General features: G+C 69.2%; 19 protein-coding genes. 18 read left to right on the top strand and 1 reads right to left on the bottom strand.

Annotated features, from left to right (window positions below):
• The first annotated feature begins 9 nt into the window (after positions 1-9).
• The 10 genes from ACK59X_RS10680 (at position 10) to msrA (ending at position 11,143) form a co-directional block, all read left to right on the top strand.
• Entirely contained in the window at positions 10-969 is a 960-nt protein-coding gene (locus ACK59X_RS10680) for a tripartite tricarboxylate transporter substrate binding protein (protein WP_409957208.1), read from the top strand.
• Positions 966-2,243: a 3-isopropylmalate dehydratase large subunit gene (locus ACK59X_RS10675; protein ID WP_409957206.1), complete on the top strand. Its 1,278-nt coding sequence runs from the start codon at positions 966-968 to the stop codon at positions 2,241-2,243. The genes ACK59X_RS10680 and ACK59X_RS10675 overlap by 4 nt, the downstream gene beginning before the upstream one ends.
• Entirely contained in the window at positions 2,240-2,746 is a 507-nt protein-coding gene (locus ACK59X_RS10670; RefSeq protein ID WP_409957204.1) for a 3-isopropylmalate dehydratase, read from the top strand. Before ACK59X_RS10675 ends, ACK59X_RS10670 begins: the two co-directional genes overlap by 4 nt.
• A complete protein-coding gene (locus ACK59X_RS10665) occupies positions 2,739-4,445 on the top strand; it encodes a hydantoinase B/oxoprolinase family protein (protein ID WP_409957202.1) in 1,707 nt (568 codons plus the stop codon). The genes ACK59X_RS10670 and ACK59X_RS10665 overlap by 8 nt, the downstream gene beginning before the upstream one ends.
• Entirely contained in the window at positions 4,442-6,484 is a 2,043-nt protein-coding gene (locus ACK59X_RS10660) for a hydantoinase/oxoprolinase family protein (RefSeq protein WP_409957199.1), read from the top strand. The genes ACK59X_RS10665 and ACK59X_RS10660 overlap by 4 nt, the downstream gene beginning before the upstream one ends.
• Entirely contained in the window at positions 6,481-7,110 is a 630-nt protein-coding gene (locus ACK59X_RS10655) for a cysteine hydrolase family protein (protein ID WP_409957197.1), read from the top strand. The genes ACK59X_RS10660 and ACK59X_RS10655 overlap by 4 nt, the downstream gene beginning before the upstream one ends.
• Entirely contained in the window at positions 7,107-8,519 is a 1,413-nt protein-coding gene (locus tag ACK59X_RS10650; RefSeq protein ID WP_409957195.1) for an FAD-dependent oxidoreductase, read from the top strand. The genes ACK59X_RS10655 and ACK59X_RS10650 overlap by 4 nt, the downstream gene beginning before the upstream one ends.
• Positions 8,516-9,379, top strand: a complete 864-nt coding sequence (locus ACK59X_RS10645) for an oxaloacetate decarboxylase (RefSeq protein ID WP_409957194.1) — start codon at positions 8,516-8,518, stop codon at positions 9,377-9,379. Before ACK59X_RS10650 ends, ACK59X_RS10645 begins: the two co-directional genes overlap by 4 nt.
• 126 nt (positions 9,380-9,505) lie before the next feature.
• A complete protein-coding gene (locus tag ACK59X_RS10640; protein ID WP_409957192.1) occupies positions 9,506-10,441 on the top strand; it encodes a hypothetical protein in 936 nt (311 codons plus the stop codon).
• Between the two features lie 156 nt (positions 10,442-10,597).
• Positions 10,598-11,143 (top strand): peptide-methionine (S)-S-oxide reductase MsrA, encoded by a 546-nt coding sequence (gene msrA, locus ACK59X_RS10635; protein WP_409957190.1) that lies wholly within the window; start codon positions 10,598-10,600, stop codon positions 11,141-11,143.
• On the opposite strand, the gene ACK59X_RS10630 is transcribed toward msrA, so the two are convergent.
• Positions 11,130-12,098, bottom strand: coding sequence for a class I SAM-dependent methyltransferase (locus ACK59X_RS10630; RefSeq protein WP_409957189.1), 969 nt, complete (start codon positions 12,096-12,098; stop codon positions 11,130-11,132). The two genes, msrA and ACK59X_RS10630, sit on opposite strands and share 14 nt — an antisense overlap.
• Positions 12,099-12,200: 102 nt before the next feature.
• On the opposite strand from ACK59X_RS10630, the gene ACK59X_RS10625 reads away from it, so the two are divergent.
• The 8 genes from ACK59X_RS10625 to ACK59X_RS10590 all read left to right on the top strand — a co-directional run bounded on the left by ACK59X_RS10625 (position 12,201) and on the right by ACK59X_RS10590 (position 19,437).
• Positions 12,201-13,061 (top strand): DUF6597 domain-containing transcriptional factor, encoded by an 861-nt coding sequence (locus ACK59X_RS10625; RefSeq protein ID WP_409957187.1) that lies wholly within the window; start codon positions 12,201-12,203, stop codon positions 13,059-13,061.
• A 196-nt stretch (positions 13,062-13,257) separates the two neighbouring features.
• Positions 13,258-13,683, top strand: coding sequence for a transcriptional repressor (locus tag ACK59X_RS10620; RefSeq protein WP_409957238.1), 426 nt, complete (start codon positions 13,258-13,260; stop codon positions 13,681-13,683).
• Positions 13,680-14,345, top strand: a complete 666-nt coding sequence (locus ACK59X_RS10615; protein ID WP_409957185.1) for an ABC transporter ATP-binding protein — start codon at positions 13,680-13,682, stop codon at positions 14,343-14,345. Before ACK59X_RS10620 ends, ACK59X_RS10615 begins: the two co-directional genes overlap by 4 nt.
• Before the next feature lie 4 nt (positions 14,346-14,349).
• Positions 14,350-15,576 (top strand): FtsX-like permease family protein, encoded by a 1,227-nt coding sequence (locus tag ACK59X_RS10610; protein ID WP_409957183.1) that lies wholly within the window; start codon positions 14,350-14,352, stop codon positions 15,574-15,576.
• Between the two features lie 32 nt (positions 15,577-15,608).
• Complete coding sequence (locus ACK59X_RS10605; RefSeq protein ID WP_409957181.1) at positions 15,609-15,863, top strand: hypothetical protein; 255 nt, start codon at positions 15,609-15,611, stop codon at positions 15,861-15,863.
• Between the two features lie 168 nt (positions 15,864-16,031).
• Positions 16,032-16,610 carry a DUF3299 domain-containing protein gene (locus tag ACK59X_RS10600; protein WP_409957180.1) on the top strand — a complete coding sequence of 193 codons (579 nt, stop codon included), beginning with the start codon at positions 16,032-16,034 and terminating at the stop codon, positions 16,608-16,610.
• Between the two features lie 16 nt (positions 16,611-16,626).
• The gene (locus tag ACK59X_RS10595; RefSeq protein WP_409957178.1) at positions 16,627-17,097 is read left to right on the top strand and encodes a hypothetical protein; all 471 of its coding nucleotides are present in this window, start codon (positions 16,627-16,629) and stop codon (positions 17,095-17,097) included.
• Between the two features lie 228 nt (positions 17,098-17,325).
• Positions 17,326-19,437, top strand: coding sequence for a TonB-dependent receptor domain-containing protein (locus tag ACK59X_RS10590; protein ID WP_409957176.1), 2,112 nt, complete (start codon positions 17,326-17,328; stop codon positions 19,435-19,437).
• The last annotated feature ends 73 nt before the right edge of the window (positions 19,438-19,510 follow it).

Here is a 19,510-nt window from a genome sequence, read left to right as displayed (position 1 = left end):
GACAACCACATGACCATTCCACGCCGAAATCTGCTGCTGGCCTTGCCCGCGGTGCTTCCCCTCGGGCAGGCCCTGGCCCAGAACAACGCGCCCATCCGCATCCTGGTGGGCGCGCCCGCAGGCGGCTCCACCGACACCCTGGCGCGCAACCTGGCCAATGAGATGGGTCGCCAGCTCGGCCGCACCGTGGTGGTGGAGAACCGCCCCGGCGCGGGCGGCAACATCGCCGCCGAGGCCGTGGCCAAGGCCGCGCCCGACGGCAACACGCTGCTCATGAGCTTCACGAGCCATGCCATCAACGCCAGCCTGTACCCTTCGCTGCCCTTCGATCCGATCAAGGACTTCACGCCACTCACCTGTGTGGCCACCTCGCCCTCGATCCTGGTGGCCAATCCGGCGGTGCCCGCCAAGGACGTGCGCGAGCTGATCGCGCTGGCCAAGGCCAAGCCGGGCACGCTCAACTTCGCCATCGGCGCCGTGGGCTCCTCGCTGCACCTGGCGGGAGATGCCTTCAAGATGCAGTCGGGCGCCTACATCGTCAACATCCCCTACCGCGGCACGGCCCCTGCGCTGCAGGACGTGCTGGCCGGGCAGGTGGAGCTGATGTTCGCCGCGGTGGGCAATGCCCAGGCCCAGGTGCGGGCGGGCAAGCTCCGGGCGCTCGGCGTCACCAGCGCCAGGCGCCTGCCGGCCTTCCCGGACGTGCCCGCGATTTCCGAGGTGCTGCCGGGATACGAGTCGAGCGCCTGGTTCGGCCTGTTCGGGCCGGGGAACATGGCCCCCGAGTTGGCCAAGCGCCTGAGCGACGCCGCGCGCCAGGCCATCGCCACGCCCGAGGTGAAGAAGCGCCTGGAGACCGAGGGGGCCGTGCCCGTGGGCAACAGCCCCGAGGAGTTCGCGCGCTTCGTGCAGGCCGAGATTCCGCGCTGGGCCAAGGTCGTGCGCTTTGCCGGAGCCAAGCCCGAATGAGCTCCCCGCCCAGCACCCTGGCGCAGAAGCTGGTGGCCCGTGCAAGCGGGCGCACCGGCGTCACGCCGGGTGAGATCGTGAACTGCAGCGTGGACCTGGCCATGTTCCACGATTCGTCCGGCCCGCGCCGGCTCAAGCCCATGCTCGACGAGCTCGGGGCCCGTATCTGGGACAAGTCGCGCGTGGTGCTGGTCATGGACCACTACCTGCCCGAGCGCGACGAGGAGTCGCGCCGCATCGTGCGCATCGCGCGCGACTGGGCACAGGAGCAGGCCTTGCCCCATGTCTACGACGGCCAGGGCATCTGCCACGTGGTGGTGCCGCAGCACGGCCACATTCGCCCCGGCATGTTCTGCGTGGGCGGGGATTCGCATTCGCCCACGGGCGGGGCCTTTGGCGCCTACATGTTCGGCATCGGCAGCACCGAGATGCTGGGCGTGGTGGTCACCGGCGAGATATGGCTGCGCGTACCCAATACCCTGCAGATGCACTGGACCGGGCACCTAGCCCCCGGCGTGACCGCCAAGGACATGATGCTGCACATGATCGGCCGCTTCGGCATGAACGGCGGCCAGTACCAGGCGGTGGAGTTTGCCGGCCCGGCCGTGCAGGCCTTGTCGATGCAGGAGCGCATGACGCTCTCGAACATGAGCGCCGAGCTGGGTGCCCAGGCCGGCCTGATCGCCCCCGACGCCACCACGCGCGACTGGCTGGCGGCCCATGGTGTGCCCGACGCGGACCTGCAGGGCCTCGACGCCTGGCGAACCGACCCCGGTGCGCCACTCACCCGCCACGACTTCGACGCAGGCACCCTGGCACCCCAGGTGGCGGCGCCCCACAGTCCCGCCAATACCGCTGCGGTGGGCCAGCATGCGGGCACGCACATCGACGTGGCCTACATCGGCGCCTGCACTGGCGCCAAGCTCGACGACCTGCGCGCCGCAGCCAGTGTGCTGCGCGGCCAGCGCGTGGCCAGCGGTGTGCGGCTGATGGTGGCGCCCGCCAGCCAGCAGGACCAGGCTGCGGCCCGCGATGAGGGTGTGCTGCAGGTGCTGCAGGACGCCGGGGCCGAACTCGTTACCACCACCTGCGGCGCCTGCGCCGGCTATGGCGACACGGTGGGCGACGGCACCACCGTGATCTCCAGCACGGCGCGCAACTTCAAGGGGCGCATGGGCTCGGCCACGGCCCAGGTGTACCTGGCCTCGCCCTACACGGTGGCCGCATCGGCCCTCAGGGGCCGGATTGCCGACCCGCGCGAGGTGCTGGCATGAGCGGCGCACCGTTGCACAGGGTCTGGAAGCTCGGTGCCGACATCGACACCGACGTGCTGGCCCCCGGCCACGCGATGAAACACGGCATCGAGGTGCTGGCACGCCACTGCCTGGAATCCGTGCGGCCGGACTTCGTGGGCGGCGTGCGCCAGGGCGACGTGATCGTGGCCGGGCCCAATTTCGGCATCGGCTCCTCTCGCGAGCAGGCCGCCGCCGTGCTGGTGCGCCTGGGCCTCGTGGCGGTCGTCGCGCCCTCGTTCAGCGGCCTGTACTTTCGCAACGCCTTCAACCTGGGCCTGCTGCTGCTGACCTGCCCCGAGGCGGGACGGATGGCCGAGGGCGCGCAGATCGCCCTGGACTGGCACACCCCTGCCGTGGTCACTGCGGATGGCACGCGCCTGGCGTGCGACCCGATTCCCCCGTTTCTCATGGACATGGTGCGCGCTGGCGGGTTGATGAACCAGCTGCGCGCCCGATTTGGCAAGGAGGCCGTGAATGGCTGAACACACAACCACTACCAGCAGCATGGACCCCGTCACCCTCGCGGTGCTGCGCGGGCGGCTCGAACAGATCGCCGACGAAATGGACGCCACGCTCTACCGCAGCGCGTTCAACCCCATCATCGCCGAGGCGCACGACGCCTGCCACGGCCTGTACGACGCCACCAGCGGCGACACCCTGGTGCAGGGCAAGTCGGGCCTGCCGGTCTTCGTGGGGGCCATGGCCTTTGCGGTGCGCGCGGCCATGCGCATCGCGGACGGGCGCGGCGGCATGGCCGAGGGCGATACCTGGCTGTTCAACGACCCCTACGAGGGCGGCACGCACGCCAACGACTTCAAGCTGGTGCGGCCGTTCTTCCGTGGCGGCAGGCTGTACTGCTTTCTCGCCTCGGCCGCGCACTGGCACGACGTGGGCGGCAATGTGCCCGGCAACTACAACCCGGCCGCCACGGAGTGCTGGCAGGAGGCGGTGCAGATACCGCCCGTGCGTATCGTGCGCGGCGGCACGCTGGACGAGGACGTGCTGGCCATCCTCAAGGCCAACACCCGGCTGCCCGACAGCCTGTGGGGCGACCTCAACGGCCAGCTCTCGGCCCTGGACCTGGGCGAGCGGCGCCTGCATGACTTGCTCGACCAGTACGGCGACGGCGTGGTGCTGCAAGCCATGGGCGAGCTGCGCACGCGCGCCGTCAGGCTCATGCGCTCGCACATCGCGGCGCTGCCCGACGGGCGCTACAGCTTCAGCGACATGCTGGACAACGACGGCGTGAAGGACGAGGCTCTGACCATCGCCCTGGACATGACGGTGCACGGCGACCGGCTCACGCTCGACTTCTCGCGCAGCTCGCCCCAGTGCGCGGGGCCGGTCAACATCTCCCGCGCCACGGCCATCGCGGCCTGCTACGTGGCGCTCAAGCACCTGTTCCCGGACGTGCCCGCCAATGACGGGGTGCTCGATGCGGTGGACTTCGTGCTGCCCGACGGCCTGGTGATCAGCGCCGCGCGGCCGCGCCCGGTGGGCGGCTACACCGAGACCATCTTGCGCATGATCGACGTGATCTTCAGCGCCACGGCCCTGGCCGCGCCCGAGCGCGCCATGGCCCAGGCCTACGGCACCATCAACGCCCTGTCCATCGCCGGGCACCGCACCGATGCGGCGCGCAAGGGCCAGCGCTGGGTGATGTTCAGCTTCTTCGGCGGCGGCCACGGCGGGCATTCGGATGGCGACGGCATGAGCCACGGCAATGCGCCCATCTCCACGGCGACGATTCCGCCGCTGGAAATCCTGGAGGCGGCCTACCCGGTGCGTTTCACGCAATGGGCGCTGCGCCCGGGCTCGGGCGGCGACGGCCAGCACCGGGGCGGCCTGGGGGCCATCTACGAGATCGAGCTGCTGGAGCAGGATGCCGAGGTCTTCATCTTCGGCGAGCGTGGCAAGGCCGCGCCCCAGGGCATCGCCGGGGGCGGGGAGGGTGCCCTGAACGTCTTCAGCTACGAGAACGCGGGCGAGTGGAAGACCCCGCCCATGCGCTCCAAGATGATCGGCATCAAGCTGAAACAGGGCGAGCGCGTGCGCCTGGAGACCCCGGGCGGAGGCGGCTACGGCGCCCCTGCGGCACGCAAGGTGACGGCGCGTGAGAGCGACGCGGCGATGGGTTATGTGGTGGACGACAGCGCAGCAGCAGTGAAAGGCGAAGCATGAGCGGCAAGGCTTCCTTTGTGGTGGGTGTGGACGTGGGCGGCACCTTCACCGATCTTTTCGTGCTCGACGAGGCGGACGGCAGCGCCCGCATCGTCAAGGTGCCCTCCACCCGCGGGGAAGAGGCGCGCGGCTTCATGAACGGCGTGGCGCGCGTGGCGGATTCGGCGGCGGCCATCGCCACCATCGTGCATGGCACCACGGTGGGCACCAATGCGCTGCTGGAGCGCAAGGTGGCACGCACCGGCATCATCACCACGCGCGGCGTTCGCGATGTGCTGGAGATGCGCCGCCGCGACCGCCCGCAGACCTGGGGCCTGCGCGGCAGCTTCGAGCCCATCGTGCCGCGCGACCTGCGCCTGGAGGTGGACGAGCGCGTGCTGGCCGACGGCACGCTGCACACGCCGGTGGACCTGAACCAGGTGAAAGCCCAGGCCCAGGCATTGCTCGATGCGGGCTGCGAGGCCGTGTGCGTGTTCTTCATCAACACCTACGCCAACGCGGCCAACGAGCAGGCGGCCGTGGCAGCCGTGCGCAGCCTGTGGCCCAACGCCCATGTGACGGCGGCCAGCGAGGTGCTGCCCGAGATCCGCGAGTTCGAGCGCTGTTCCACCGCCACGCTCAATGCGGCCCTGCAGCCTGTGGTGGGCAGCTACCTGGAGCGGCTGGAGGGCGACCTGCGCGGCCAGGGCTTCGCGGGCGAGTTGCTCATCGTGCAGAGCAATGGCGGCGTGATGTCGCGCCAGACGGCCTGCGACGTGCCGGTACGAACGGCGCTGTCGGGCCCCGCGGCGGGGGTGATCGCCTGTGCGGCCATCGCACGCGCGGCGGGCTTCCCGGATGCCATCACGGGTGACATGGGCGGCACCTCGTTCGACGTGTCGCTGGTGGCGGGTGGCGAGGCGGCCCTGGCGGCGCAGACCTCCATCGAGTTCGGCATGGTGGTGCGCTCGCCCATGATCCAGATCGAAACCATCGGCGCGGGCGGCGGTTCCATCGCCTCGGTGGACGCCAGCGGGATGCTGCAGGTGGGCCCCGAGTCGGCCGGCAGCGTTCCCGGCCCCGCCTGCTACGGGCGCGGCAACACCCGGCCCACGGTGACCGATGCCAACGTGCTGCTGGGCCGCATCGCGGCCGACCGGCCGCTGGGTGGCGGCCTGTTGGCCGCCATGGATGCTGCCAAATCGCGCGATGCCATCGAGACCCATGTGGCACTGCCCCTGGGCCTGGACGTGATGGCCGCTGCCGAGGCCATCCTCACCGTGGCCAAGGCCAAGATGGCCGGCGCCGTGCGCGTGGTTTCCATCGAGCGCGGGCACGACCCGCGCCAGTTCGCCTACATGCCTTTTGGAGGCGGTGGCGCGCTGCATGTGTGCGCCATGATGCGCGAGGTGGGCGTGGGCACGGGCATCGTGCCGCGCTACCCGGGCGTCACCTCGGCCCTGGGCTGCGTGATGGCCGATATGCGCCACGACGCCGTGCAGACCCTGAACAAGCCCCTGGCCGAACTGGACGTGGCCGACCTGCGCCAGCGCGTGCAGGCCCTGTCCGAAGCCTGCCAGCAGCGCCTGGATTCGGCGGGCGTGCAGTTCGTCGAGGTGCAGGAGATCATTGCGCTGGATATGCTCTACGCCGGGCAGACGCACACGGTGCAGGTGCCGCTCGCCGCGGAGGCAATCCCCCGCGAGGTCATCCAGGCAGGGTTCGAGGCCGCCTACTGCGCCGCCTTCGGCCGGGTGCTGGCCGGTATCGCCGTGCGGGTGATGAACCTGCGCTACGCACGCGTGGGTGTGCGCCCCAAGTTCGACCTCACGGTACTCGCCCCGCAATCGACCATGCTGAACCCGCCGCTGGGCGTGCAGCGCGTGTTCCATGCCGGCCAGTGGTGGGACGCCTTGCGCCACGCGCGGCTGGACCTGCCCGTGGGTACCCGCATCGAAGGACCGGCCATCCTGGAGCAACCCGACACCACCGTGTGGCTGGAGCCGGGCTTTCACGCCACGGTGGACACGCTGGGCAACCTGCTGGTGCGTGCAGCATGAGCAGCGCCGCCAGCCCTCTGCAGCCGCGGCGCGTGGCACTGGTCGTGATCGATCTGCAAAACGACTTTCTCGCGCCCGATGGCGCCTATGCGCGCGGTGGCGCCGTGAGCCCGGCCGCGCAGCTGCTGCCGCCGCGCGTGGCCCAGGTGGCCCAGGCTGTCAAGGCCGGCGGCGGCCTGGTGGCGGGCAGCCAGTTCACGCTGTGGCCGGACGCTGAGGGCGAGCCCATGGTCTCGCCCCACCTCAAGGAACTGCGCCCCTTTCTGCGGCGCGGCGACTTCGCGCCGGGCGGCACGGGCCAGGCCCACGTACCCGAGATCGCGCCGTGGGTGGATGTCTCGGTCTGCAAGGTCGCTTACTCGGCCTTCTTCAACACCCAGCTCGACTGGGTGCTGCGCCGCGCGGGCATCGACACCGTGGCCGTGTGCGGCATCGTCACCAATGGTGGCGTGGCCAGCACGGTGCGCGACGCCCACATGCGCGACTACCGCACGCTGGTGCTGTCGGACGGCTGCGCCGCCTTCCGCCAAGAGGTGCACGACACGGCGCTGGCCGACATGTCCAATGTGGCCCAGGTGCTGAGCTGCGCGGACTTCATCGCGGCATTGGCGGCCGGCACACCATGACGGGCCTGTCGCCCACCATCCGCCGCGCCGACCGCATGCCTGCGGCCGCGCAGGACAACCATGTGCCCGTGGCCATCATCGGCGGCGGGGCCTGCGGCCTCACGGCCGCGCTGGTGCTGCACGACCTGGGGGTGGACTGCGCCGTGCTGGAGCGCGATGCCACGCCCACCGGCTCCTCGGCCCTGTCCTCGGGTTTCATCCCCGCACCGGCCACGCAGGTGCAGCGGGAGCTGGGCATTGACGACAGCCCCGAGCGCTTTGCCGCCGACATCGGTGCCAAGGCCAAGGGAAGGGCGGCGCCGCACCTGGTGCAGGCCTATGCCCGGGCCATCGGCCCGGCGCTGGATGCGCTGCAGCAGCGCCATGGCCTGCAGTGGCAGGTGCTGGACGGCTTTCTCTACCCCGGCCACAGCGTGCGGCGCATGCATGCCGTGCCCGAGAAGACCGGCGTAGGCCTGATGGGCCGCCTGGCCAATGCGGTGGCCGCGGCGGACATTCCCCTGGTGACCGACGCCACCGTGCGCGAGCTCTGGGCCGATGACACGGGCCTCGTGATCGGCGTGGGCTACGAGCGGCCCGATGGCACGCTGGAGCATCTGTCGTGCGACGCTGCCATCCTGGCCTGCAACGGCTTTGGCGGCAATGCCGCCATGGTGCGCGAACTGCTGCCCGAAATGCGCGACGCCCTGTTCGCCGGCCATACGGGCAACGACGGCAGCGCGATTGCCTGGGGCCGGGCGCTCGGCGCCCGCCTGGCCGACCTGGGCGGCTACCAGGGCCATGGTTCCTGGGCCATCCCCCAGGGAGCGCTGATTTCCTGGGCGCTGATGATGGAAGGCGGGATCCAGGTCAATGCCCTGGGCCGGCGCTTCCATGACGAGACACAGGGCTATTCCGAGGCCTCGGTCCATGTCCTGGCCCAGCCCGGCGGCGTGGCCTGGAATGTGTTCGATGGGCCCATCCTGGCGCTGGCGCGCGGTTTTCCAGACTTTGTGGATGCCGAGGCGGCGGGCGCCGTGAAACACTGCGATAGCGTGCAGGCCCTGGCCACCCTGATCGGCTGCGACGAAAACACGCTGGCCGGCACCCTGGCGGGGCAGGGCCCGTACCCGCGCCCCGGGGCACGGCCGCTGCAAGCGCCGTTCTGCGCCGTCAAGGTCACAGGTGCCTTGTTCCATACCCAGGGCGGGCTCGACATCGATGCGCAATGCCGGGTGCTCGACGCGATGGGCCGGCCATTTCCCAACCTGCTGGCTGCCGGCGGTGCGGCGCGCGGCGTTTCGGGCGATGCCGTCTGGGGTTATCTCTCCGGCAACGGCCTGCTGAGCGCCGTGGCCGGCGGCTTCATTGCCGCGCACACCGCCGCCCGCCAACTGCTATCCACCAACGGCACCACTCCATCTCCATGACCGCGATCTCCTTGAAAGAACGGCTGCAGCAGCCGAACATCCTTCTGGCCCCTGGCATCTACGACGCGCTGAGCGCCCTGGTGGCCGAGCAGGCCGGCTTCGAGGCTCTGTACCTCTCGGGCGCTTCCATCGCCTACACCCGGTTGGGCCGCTCCGACGTGGGCTTGACCACCTACACCGAGGTGGAGGACACGCTGGCGCGCATCACCGAGCGCGTGCGCACGCCCGTCATCGTCGATGCCGACACAGGCTTCGGCAACGCGCTCAACATGCAGCGCACGGTGCGCGGCTTCGAGCGCGCGGGCGCCGCCATGGTGCAGGTGGAGGACCAGGGCTTTCCCAAGCGCTGCGGCCACCTGGACGGCAAGACCGTGGTGCCGGTCGCCGAGATGTGCGGCAAGCTGCATGCCGCGCTGGACGCGCGGCGCGACGCCCGCACCCTCATCCTGGCGCGCACCGACGCCATCGCGGTCGAGGGCATCGAGGCCGCCTTCGAGCGCGCCGAGCGCTACCTCGAATGCGGGGTGGACGCACTGTTCATCGAGGCCCTGCGCACCCCCGAGCAGATGGACGCCGCCTGCCAGCGCTTCGCCCACCGCATTCCCCTGCTGGCCAACATGGTCGAAGGCGGCAAGACCCCCGTGCAGAGCGCGCAGGAGCTGGGCGCGCGCGGCTTTCGCATCGCCATCTTCCCCGGCGGCACCGCGCGGGCCGTGGCCAATACCCTGCAGGGCTATTACGCCAGCCTGCACGCTCACCAGACCACGGCGCCGTACAAGGAGCGCATGCTGGATTTTGACGGGCTTAATGCGCTGATCGGCACGCCCGAGCTGATGGAGCAGGGGCGGAAGTACGAATAGATCGGCTCTGTTAAACCGGCTTCAAGAACGACAGCATGGTCGGCCGGATGCGACACGCAGTGGTGAAAGCAGATCATTTGGCGAACTCTCCAGCATGGGTCAAAATTCCAACCCGTTGCTGAGCAAATGGGATTGGAAATGGCGTCCACGCTGCGCTTTAAAATTGAAACAGAAGAGGTGCCCGGAGGAAATCGATTGTCCGGGCCGTACCTGCTGGTGCATGTCGTGCCTGTCATTGATACAGACCCGTACATTGGAAAATTCAAGGACTATCCGTTTGAGGCCTTGGAGGTTTATGGCTTTGGACTGATCTCGGGAGAAATCTGGCCGTTCAATTGCGAGTGTGGAACTCCTGGATGCGCCCGGATCAATGAGCCCACCCTCATGACGGTGGACGGCTCATCGGTTCGGTGGGCATTCCCTGAGGAACCATACGAATATTTGGCAACCACCAAAGAAGGCCATCCCAAGCCGCGCGAATTTGTCTTTGATCGCCAGCAGTACGTGAAGGTGTTTGAAGATCTGGTGATCGATCTCAAAGACCTGGAGGCTCGCCACGGAAGAATCAGCCTCGCGCCCGCTCCACCCCGGATTTTGTCGGTGGATCAGACTATTGAAGTGCAGCGGAATTTTGCTGAGTTTCGGAGAATCCGCCGCGCAACGCTAGGCGACCTGGACCACAAACATATGCGGTTTGTTGTCACCAGCGTGGATGGTCTTGAGTTGGCAATGGATATCAGCGAAATCGTCTTCGTATTGACTTGGGACCATCCCGACAAACTATATGACCTGGCCAAGGTACAGGAAGTGCTGGAGCGCCTGGGGCATGAGCTTCGGACTACGCCCGAGTCCGTATTGAAGCAGATGGACATTCATGATCTCAGCAGAAAGCTCCGGGCTGCACCCATCGCAGCTAAAAGCTACGATGCAGACTATGACGACTCGGAAGAGAATTGGCCGGCTCCTTACTACACTGATGCCGACTCACCTGCAGAGCACCTGGAGTTTTGGCGCGAACTGCAGAGATCAGGAAAGGTGACGATTCGTCCACGGGGTTACTGATCTCTGAGACGGTTGCCGCGCGTCCTAGCCGGCAGCGGTGCGTTATGGGACGGATCTCGGGGCTGTACTCAAGGCTTGCGGCAATAGCCCCGCCCGCACTGCGGCACCCGAGGCCGCGTACCATGCCATGGAAACTTTCATCGCATGGAGACCTTCATGGCAGAGAAACTGCAAACCATCACCCTGGGCGGCGGCTGCTTCTGGTGCACCGAGGCGGTTTTCGACCGCGTGCGCGGCATCACCGACGTGGAAAGCGGCTACACCAACGGCCATACCGTGCAGCCGACCTACGAACAGATCTGCGGGGGTGACACCGGCCATGCCGAGGTGGTGCGCCTGACCTTCGATGCCGACGAGATCAGCCTCGAAGAGATCCTGGAGATCTTCTTCCACACGCACGACCCGACCACGCTCAACCGCCAGGGCAACGACGTGGGCACGCAGTACCGCAGCGGCATCTACTACGAGGACCCGGCCCATGGCGAGCTGGCCCAGGCCATGGTGCGCCAGATGGGGCAGGACAAGCTGTTCGGCGCGCCCATCACCACCGAGGTGAAGCCCCTGGCCAACTACAGCACGGCCGAGGACTACCACCAGGATTACTTTGCCAAGCACCCGGGGCAGGGCTATTGCGCCTTCGTGGTGGGCCCCAAGGTGGAGAAATTCCGCAAGACCTTCCGCAAGTACCTCAAGGAGGACTGACGGTCCCGGACCGGGCAGCGACCCGGGCGCGCACCACCCCGCCCAGCAATCCGCCCATGGCCTTTTGCAGCCGTGAGGCGGGGCGGGCCGCGAGCAGGGTGCGCATGATGTCCTGTGCGCTGATGACGTCGGCCGGCGCAAAGCCGCACTCCGCGAGCAGGGCCTGCAGCTCGGCATCGGCCAGAAAGCAGTGCCAGGGCTCGCCCATGCGGCGAAAGCGGCGCGCCATCAGGCCCAGGGCCAGCCGGCGCCCCAGCTCCCAGGAGGCCGGGCGCCGCACATAGTCAAAGACCAGCACGCTGCCCGGCGCCATGCGTGCCCCGATGCGCGCGAAGGTGGCACGCACCGCCGCAGACGCCAGGTACATGCTGACGCCCAGCCAGGCGAACACCGTGCGCTCGCGCGGGTCGAGGCCGCAGGCCAGCAGCTGCTCCATGAAGTCCTGCCGTTCGAAGTCCACCGGCACATGGCTGGCGCCCGCAGGCATGCCCAGCCCGGCCGCGCCGGCCAACTGCTGCTTCCACGCCTGGGTGGCCGGGTGATCGACCTCGAACACCCGCGCTAGCCCTTGCGGCCACTGGCTGCGGCGCAGGGCAAAGGTGTCCAGGCCGGCGCCCAACACCACATACTGGATGGCACCATCGGCCACGGCTGCGCGCAAGGTGTCTTCCGCGATGCGGCTGCGGGCGGCCAGGGCGCCGCGCATGGCCTCGGAGAAACTGCCCCGGTCGCTGAGGCGGCCCTCTGGCCCGTGGTCGTGGGCCCATTGGTGCACCTGCGATGCCAGTTCGGGGCCCAGGATGTCGAGGGCCAGCGGGTCGGAAAAGACTTCGCCGCCATCGAGCAACTGGTGCCGGGCACGGGCGATGCCGCACAGCAGCGCCGTGCGGCTGGGCCGGGCTGAAGCCAGAAGGGGTTGCAGCGCGGGCGCGATCGGAGGAGGGTTGTGGCTCATGGTGGCGCGATTCTGGGCGCCAATGTGCCCGCTGTCTTGAAGGTTTTCGCCAAACGGCAGCCCCTGTGCCCGGCCTGTAAAAGCCACTACCATGCGAGGGCCATGCGTCTGCAGCTCACGCTTCCGTTTGCCACCATCGCGCTGCCGCCGCCTGCGCTGGCGGGCTGCATCCGTGCCTACATCCTCAAGGACACGACAGGCCGGCCGGCACCTTTGGGCGGGCAATTGAACCGTTACCCTGCCTCCGTCTATTGCGGTGTCGCCTGGCTCCTGCAGGGTGGCTCGGAGCGGGTGGATCCTGCGGGCGGGGCGCCCCAGCCTCTGGCCTCGACGCTGCTGCTCGGCCCCCAATCCCGGCCGCTGGTCACCCGCAACCCCGGGCCGGGGCGCAGCTTTGGCGTGGTGTTCCAACCGCATGCCTTCCACCAGATCACAGGCCTGGATGTGGGGGCACTGGTGGATGGAGTGCTGCCGGCCGAAGATGTGCTGCCATCCCACTGGGCGGCGCTTTGCACCCAGGTGCGGCAGGCCGAAAGCGATGCCGAGCGCATGTCCCTGGTCGAGAGCGCGGTGACCGGCTGGTGGCGGCCGCATGCGGCGGGCTTGGCCGGCAGCGACAACCCCGCGGGCCGCTGGCGGGGTGCCCTGCAGGCCCATGCCATGGCCGCCGGCCTGGGTTCCAGCCTGCGCAATCTGGAGCGGCATGCCCGCACCTGGGCCGGCCAGCCCATGCGCCGCCTGGCCTGGCTGTCGCGCGCGGAATCCACGCTGCTGCAAGCGCGCGTGGCCAGCGAGCACAGTGGCGCGCAGCCCCGCTGGCAGGACGTGGCGGCCGACGCCGGCTATGCCGACCAGGCCCACCTCTGCCGCGAGACGCAGCGCGTCACCGGCCTCAGCCCGCGCGAACTGGTGCAGCGTGTCGACGGGGATGAGAGCTACTGGTTTTATCGCCTCTGGTCCTGAGTGAGAGGGCGGGCACGGTGGCCAGCATTGCCCGCTGGCCCCCTCGGGAAATGGCCGAGGGGCCGCCGTGGTGCATGCATAATGCAAGCCAATTGCGTTACCGGCATCTCTGTTCGCACCGGCCCTACCCATGCCTACCGCCCGATCCACTCCATCGACCATCGACCGCCAGGGCGCCTGGACCTTGCCGCCCGGCATGCGCGCTACCAAGGCCACGCGCGCCCTGGCTGCGCTGTACGAGGCGCGCCCCGATGCGGCGCTGTCCGAATCCGAGGTGGAGTCCGCGCTGGCTGCGGCAGGCGCGCCCGTCAACAAGGTCACCGTCTACCGCATGCTGGACCGCTTTGCCGCGGCCGGCCTGCTCAACAAGCAGGTCGATGCAGCCCGCGTGACCCGGTTCGCGCTGGCCTCGCGGGATGAGGATTCCGCCGTGCCGCGCTTTGAGTGCGGCGACTGCCACCGCCAGTTCCGTTTGGCGCAGGGCTCGGCGCGCGTGCAGTCGGCCTTGAAGCAGGTGCTGGCCGCGCTGGCCACGGCGGGCCACGAAAGCCTGGCGGTGGACGTGGCCGTGCGCGGCCGCTGCGCGGGCTGTGCGCACCCGGCCGGGGGCGCGGCCGCATGATCCGTACCAGAGGCCTCTCCTACCGCTATACCGAGGGCAGCGAGCCGCTGCGCTTTCCCGATGTGGACCTGCGCCAGGGCGGCACCTTGCTGCTGCGCGGGCGCTCGGGCACGGGCAAGTCGACCTGGCTGGCGCTCATGGCGGGGTTGCGTTCGCCCGCGGGCGGCGACCTGTTCGTGGCCAGCACCCAGCTGGGCACGCAGCGCGGCGCCGAGATCGACGCCTGGCGTGCGCGCAGTGTCGGCTTTCTGCCGCAAAAGCTGCACCTGAGCAGCGCGCTCACCGTGGCCGACAATTTGGCCCTGGTGTACTTTGCGGCCGGGCTGCCGCGTGACGATGCGGCCATCACCCGGGCCCTGGCCCAGGTGGGCGTGGCCGAACTGGCGGCGCGCCGGCCGCACCAGCTCTCGGGCGGGCAGGCGCAGCGCGTGGCGCTGGCGCGCGCGGTGCTGCTGCAGCCCCAGATCCTGCTGGCCGACGAGCCCACTGCCAGCCTGGATGATGAGGCGGCCGCCGACGCCCTGGCCCTGCTGCAGGCCAGCGCTGCCGCCTGCGATGCCAGCCTGGTGATTGCCACGCACGACCAGCGCGTGGTGCAGGCCCTGGTTTCGGTGCAAGGCCTGCAGCAACTTGACCTCAATGTGATGCGCACCGCCCCTTAATTCCATGGCCAAGCTGTTCTCCCTGTCATGGCGCTACCTGTGGGCGCGCCCCTTGGCCGCTGCGCTCAACCTGCTGGTGCTCACGCTCGGCCTGGCGGCGATCACGCTGGTGCTGCTGGTCGCCACGCAGCTCGACCGCGCCTTCGAGCGCGACCTCGATGGCATCGACCTCGTGGTGGGTGCCAAGGGCAGCCCGCTGCAACTGATCCTGGCGGGGGTGTTCCATATCGACGTGCCCACGGGCAATATCCCGCTGCAGGAAGTGCAGGCGCTGCAGAAGAACCCGCTGGTGGCCCAGGTGATTCCGCTGAGCCTGGGCGACAGCTACCAGGGTTTCCGCATCGTGGGCACCACGCCCGACTACCTGGCGCTCTACGGCGCCAGCCTGGCCCATGGACAGCCCTGGGCGCAACCCATGGATGCCGTGCTGGGCGCCACCGTGGCGCGCGGCATCGCCCGCGAGGGGCATGCAGGCGCTGCGCTCGTGGGCGGCACCTTCATTGGCAGCCATGGCCTGGGCGGGGGAGGGCATGCGCATGGCGAACACCCCTACCGCGTGGCCGGCGTGCTGGCGCCCTGCGGCTGTGTGCTCGACCGGCTGATCCTCACGTCCACCGAATCGGTCTGGATGGTGCACGAAACCGCCACGGCATCCGAGCCCGAGGACCTGGAGGTGCTCAAGGAAGAGCGCGAGGTGACCGTGGCCCTGCTGCGCTACCGCACGCCCATGGCCGCCATCACGCTGCCGCGCCAGATCAATGCCGACACCTCCATGCAGGCGGCGGCCCCGGCCATCGAGGTCACGCGCCTGCTGCGCCTGCTGGGCGTGGGGGCCGACGTGCTGCGCGCCTTTGGCGGCGTGCTGCTGGGCGTGGCAGCGCTCAGCGTTTTCATCGCCCTGTGGAATGCCGTGCGCGAGCGCCGCACCGATCTGGCCATGCTGCGCATGCTGGGCGCACCGCCGGGCCGCGTGGCCGGCCTGGTGCTGTGCGAAGCCCTGTGGCTGGCCGCCATGGCCTCCGTGCTGGGCCTGCTGTTGGGCCACGGCCTGGCCCAGGTGCTGGGCTGGGTGCTGCAGGCGCAGGGGCTGCTGCCCGTGACCGGCCTGGTCTGGCTGCCGGCCGAGGCCGGGGTGCCGCTGATCGCTGGCGCCGTGGCCGCGTTTGCAGCACTGCTGCCCGCGATGCAGGCCTACCGCACGGAAGTGGCCGACCTACTCAGCCAGCCCTGATCCGATTACCAACTGTCCTTGAAAGGTTCACCATGAAAAAGCTGCTCACCGCACTGGCCATTGCCCCCTTGCTGCTGGCAGGCGCCTTTGCCCACGCCCAAGGCGCGCACTCCGACCAGGAAACCAAGGCCGACATCCAGCGCCACCGCGCCATGGCCGCAGCACACGAGGCCGCCGCCAAGTGCCTGGAAGCGGGCAAGAGCCATGACCAGTGCCAGAAGGAACTCCAGGTGGCCTGCAAGGGTCTGGCCATCGGCAAGTTCTGTGGCATGCGCCACGTACATTGATCCCCCCTGAGTCGCTTCGCGCCTTCCCCCCGAGGGGGACACCCCCAGCGCGGCGGGGCGGCCCTTGCGCGGGGGCGCCGGCCTGTGCCGCGCCAGTTTCAAGGGCTTGGCGCCTCAAGGGCTTCAACTGTAAGAAAATAACGCCAGCCCTGTTACCAAGGACTTTCGATGCACCACCATCCTCCATCGCCCCGTTTCCTGTCCGTGTTGATACTGGCCAGCGCCCTGGTCGGGGTGGTGGGTGCCCGTGCCGAAAGCAAGCCTGCGGCCACGGCCGGCGCGCCCTTCAACGCGCCGGTGCTCAGCTCGCCCATGCCGGGCACGGCGCCCACGGGCTCGGGTGCAGGCTACCACAGCCCCAACAGCCCGATTGCCCCGCTGCCGCAGCGCAATGACGTGGTGCCATGGTCGGTGCTCAGCGATCTGACCAAGAAGACCACCAAGGATGGCATCCTGCCCGTGTTCAACGCCCAGCAGCAGGGCATGGACAAGACGGTGCAGCGCATCCAGGGCTTCATGATGCCGCTCGACGCCAAGGCCACGCAGACGCACTTTTTGCTCACCTCCGTGCCGCTGACCTGCTCGTTCTGCATTCCAGGCGGTCCCGAAAGCATGGTCGAGGTCAAGGCCAAGACGCCCGTGCGCTACTCGCTCGAACCCGTGGTGGTCGAGGGCCGCTTCACCGTGCTGAACAACGATCCCTACGGCCTGTACTACCGTGTGGTCGAAGCGGTGCCGGTGAAGTAAGCCCACCATCCTTCCCGTGAACCGCTCGCGCACCCCGCCGATGGCCTTGCAGGCCGTCTCCACCCGCATGGGGCACCCAGCCCCTGAGGCGGGTGCGCGTGCGTGGGCGGCCCGGCTGGCCCTGGTCTGGCTGGTGCTGGCGCTGGCCTGGGTGCCCACGGCCGGCCGCCTGCACCAGATTGCCCATGCCCAGCCGCTGGCCCAGATCCATGCGGGCCATGGCGCGCTGGTTGCGCAGGTGACGGCAGAGCACGCAGCCGCCCATGGGGTGGCGCGCGATGCCGGCGGCTTCCTGTCCAGCCACAGCCTGGTCGATTGCCTTTTGCTCGACCAGCTCGCGCTGGGCGACGCCCTGCACAGCGCCGCACTGCTGCTGCTGCCCCCTTCGCCGGCCCCTGCGCCGGTGGCCGCGCATGCCCACGGCGTGCAGGCGCGCCATGCGGCGCTGTTCCAGGCGCGCGCCCCGCCGCCTGCGCCGCGCGCCTGACAGCCCTTTCTCTCCCCGCATGGGCCACCTGGCCGGCAGGGCAGGGCCTTGTCGCGCACGCTGCTGCAGCCTCTGTTCCTTGAATCCATTGCGGTAGACGCCTGCGCGCCAGGCGGCTGACTGCATACCCGTTTTCTTTCTTTCCTTTGATTCATGCCCCGCGGCATGAAGGCGTGCGCCCGTGACCGGCCGCTGCCTCGCTGCGCGCACGCTTTTGCACTGAACACCATGACGACACTTTCGCTCCACTCCTCTTCCCGCCGCCCCGCGCTGCATCCCATCGCCCTGGCTGCCATGCTGGCCCTGTCTGCCGGCAGCAGCCTGGCCCAGACGGCGGCGCCGGCTGCGCCCGACACGGCGGCCAATGCCCCCAGCCTGCCGTCCGTCACGGTGTCCACCAGCGGCCTGCAACTGGGTGTCAATGAAATGACCACGCCCGTGAGCGTGCTCGAAGGCGACGAGCTCGTGCGCCGCCGCGAGGCCACGCTGGGCGAGACGCTGAACAGCGAGCCCGGCATCACCAGCAGCCACTTCGGCGCGGGCGCCAGCCGCCCCATCATCCGCGGCATGGACGGCCCGCGCGTCAAGGTGCTGTCCGACGGTGCCGAGCTGCACGATGCCTCCACCATCAGCCCCGACCATGCCGTGGTGTCCGAGCCCCTGCTGGCCACGCAGATCGAGGTGCTGCGCGGCCCCTCGGCCCTGGTGCATGGCAACGGTGCCGTGGGTGGCGTGGTCAATGTGCTCGACGGCAAGATTCCCACTGCCGTCCCGGAAAAGGGCTACGAAGGCAGTGCCGAGCGGCGCGCCAACAGCGGTGCGCGGGAGGGGGCAGGGGCCTTCTCGCTGACCGGCGGGGCCGGCAACCTGGCCGTGCACGTGGAAGGTGTGTCGCGCGATGCCAGCGACTACCGCGTGGGCAAGGGCTGGGCCCCCAATGGCGAGCCGGCGCGCAAGGTGCTGGGCAGCTTCAACCGCACCGACACGGGCAGCGTGGGCCTGTCCTGGGTGGGCGACCGCGGCTACCTGGGCGCCGCCTACACGCGCCAGACGGCGCGCTACGGCCTGCCGGGCCACAACCACAGCTTCGAGGGCTGCCACACCCACGGCAACCACCTGCACTGCGGTGCCCACGGCGACGACGACGGGCACGACCACGACCATGACGAGCACGGCGCCGCGGCCGTGCCGGTGGTGGACCTTCGCAGCGAGCGCTTCGACGTGCGCGGCGAGCTGCGCAACCCCTTCACCGGCTTTTCGGCCCTGCGCCTGCGCGCCGGCGTCACCGACTACAAGCACGACGAGGTGGAAGACGGCGCCATCAGCACCACCTTCAAGAACAAGGCCTACGACACGCGCGTGGAGCTGCAGCACGAACCCATCGCCGGTTTCAAGGGTGTGTTCGGCCTGCAGACCTCGCAGCGCAAGTTCAGCGCCGAAGGTGAGGAGGCCTATGTGCAGCCCACCGAGACGGGCAAGACCGGCCTGTTCGTGCTCGAGGAATACCGCATGGGCGACTGGCGCTTCGAAGGCGCGCTACGCCACGACCGCCAGACCGCCGAGGCGCAGGACTCGGGCATCGAGCGCAGCCACAACGGCACTTCGGCATCGCTGGGTGCGGTGTGGCAGTTCACGCCGGGCTATTCGCTGGGCGCCTCGCTCACGCGTGCCAGCCGCGCGCCCTCGGCTGAAGAGCTGTTTGCCAACGGCCTGCACATGGCCACCAGCACGTACGAGCGCGGCAACGCCGACCTGCGCTCGGAGACCTCGCAGAACATCGACCTGAGCCTGCGCAAGACCAGCGGCGACACCACCTTCAGCGCCAGCGTGTTCCGCAACCGGGTGAACAACTACATCTACGGCCGCACGCTCGACGAAGTCGACGGCCTGCACCTCCTGCAGTACGCCCAGGCCGATGCCACCTTCACCGGCATCGAAGGCCAGGTGCGCCAGCGCCTCACGCACAACCTGGGTGTCACCCTGTTCGGCGACACGGTGCGTGCCCGCCTGGCCGGCGGCGGCCTGCTGCCGCGCATTCCCGCCACACGCGCCGGTGTGCGCATGGATGCGAACTGGAATGCCTGGGAAGGCCAGGTCGAATGGGTACAGGTGGCACGCCAGAACCGCGTGGCCGAGTTCGAATCGGCCACGCCCGGCTACGGCATGCTCAACCTGGGCGTGAGCTACAGCGGCAAGTACAACGGCGAGACGCCCTGGCAGGTCTACCTCAAGGCCAACAACCTGACGGATCGCCTGGCGTACGCCCACACCTCGTTCATCAAGAACGCGGCGCCGCTGATGGGGCGCAACATCACTTTGGGCGTAAAGGTCGCTTTCTGACACCCGGGCCGGCCGCACGGTCGGCCAGCAGACCATGGTTTACACGAAACGTATATGTTTCGTATAATTCACA

The organism is Acidovorax sp. (assembly GCF_046339755.1).
GTDB lineage: Bacteria > Pseudomonadota > Gammaproteobacteria > Burkholderiales > Burkholderiaceae_C > Acidovorax.
This window is presented reverse-complemented; position numbering and strand designations above follow the sequence as displayed.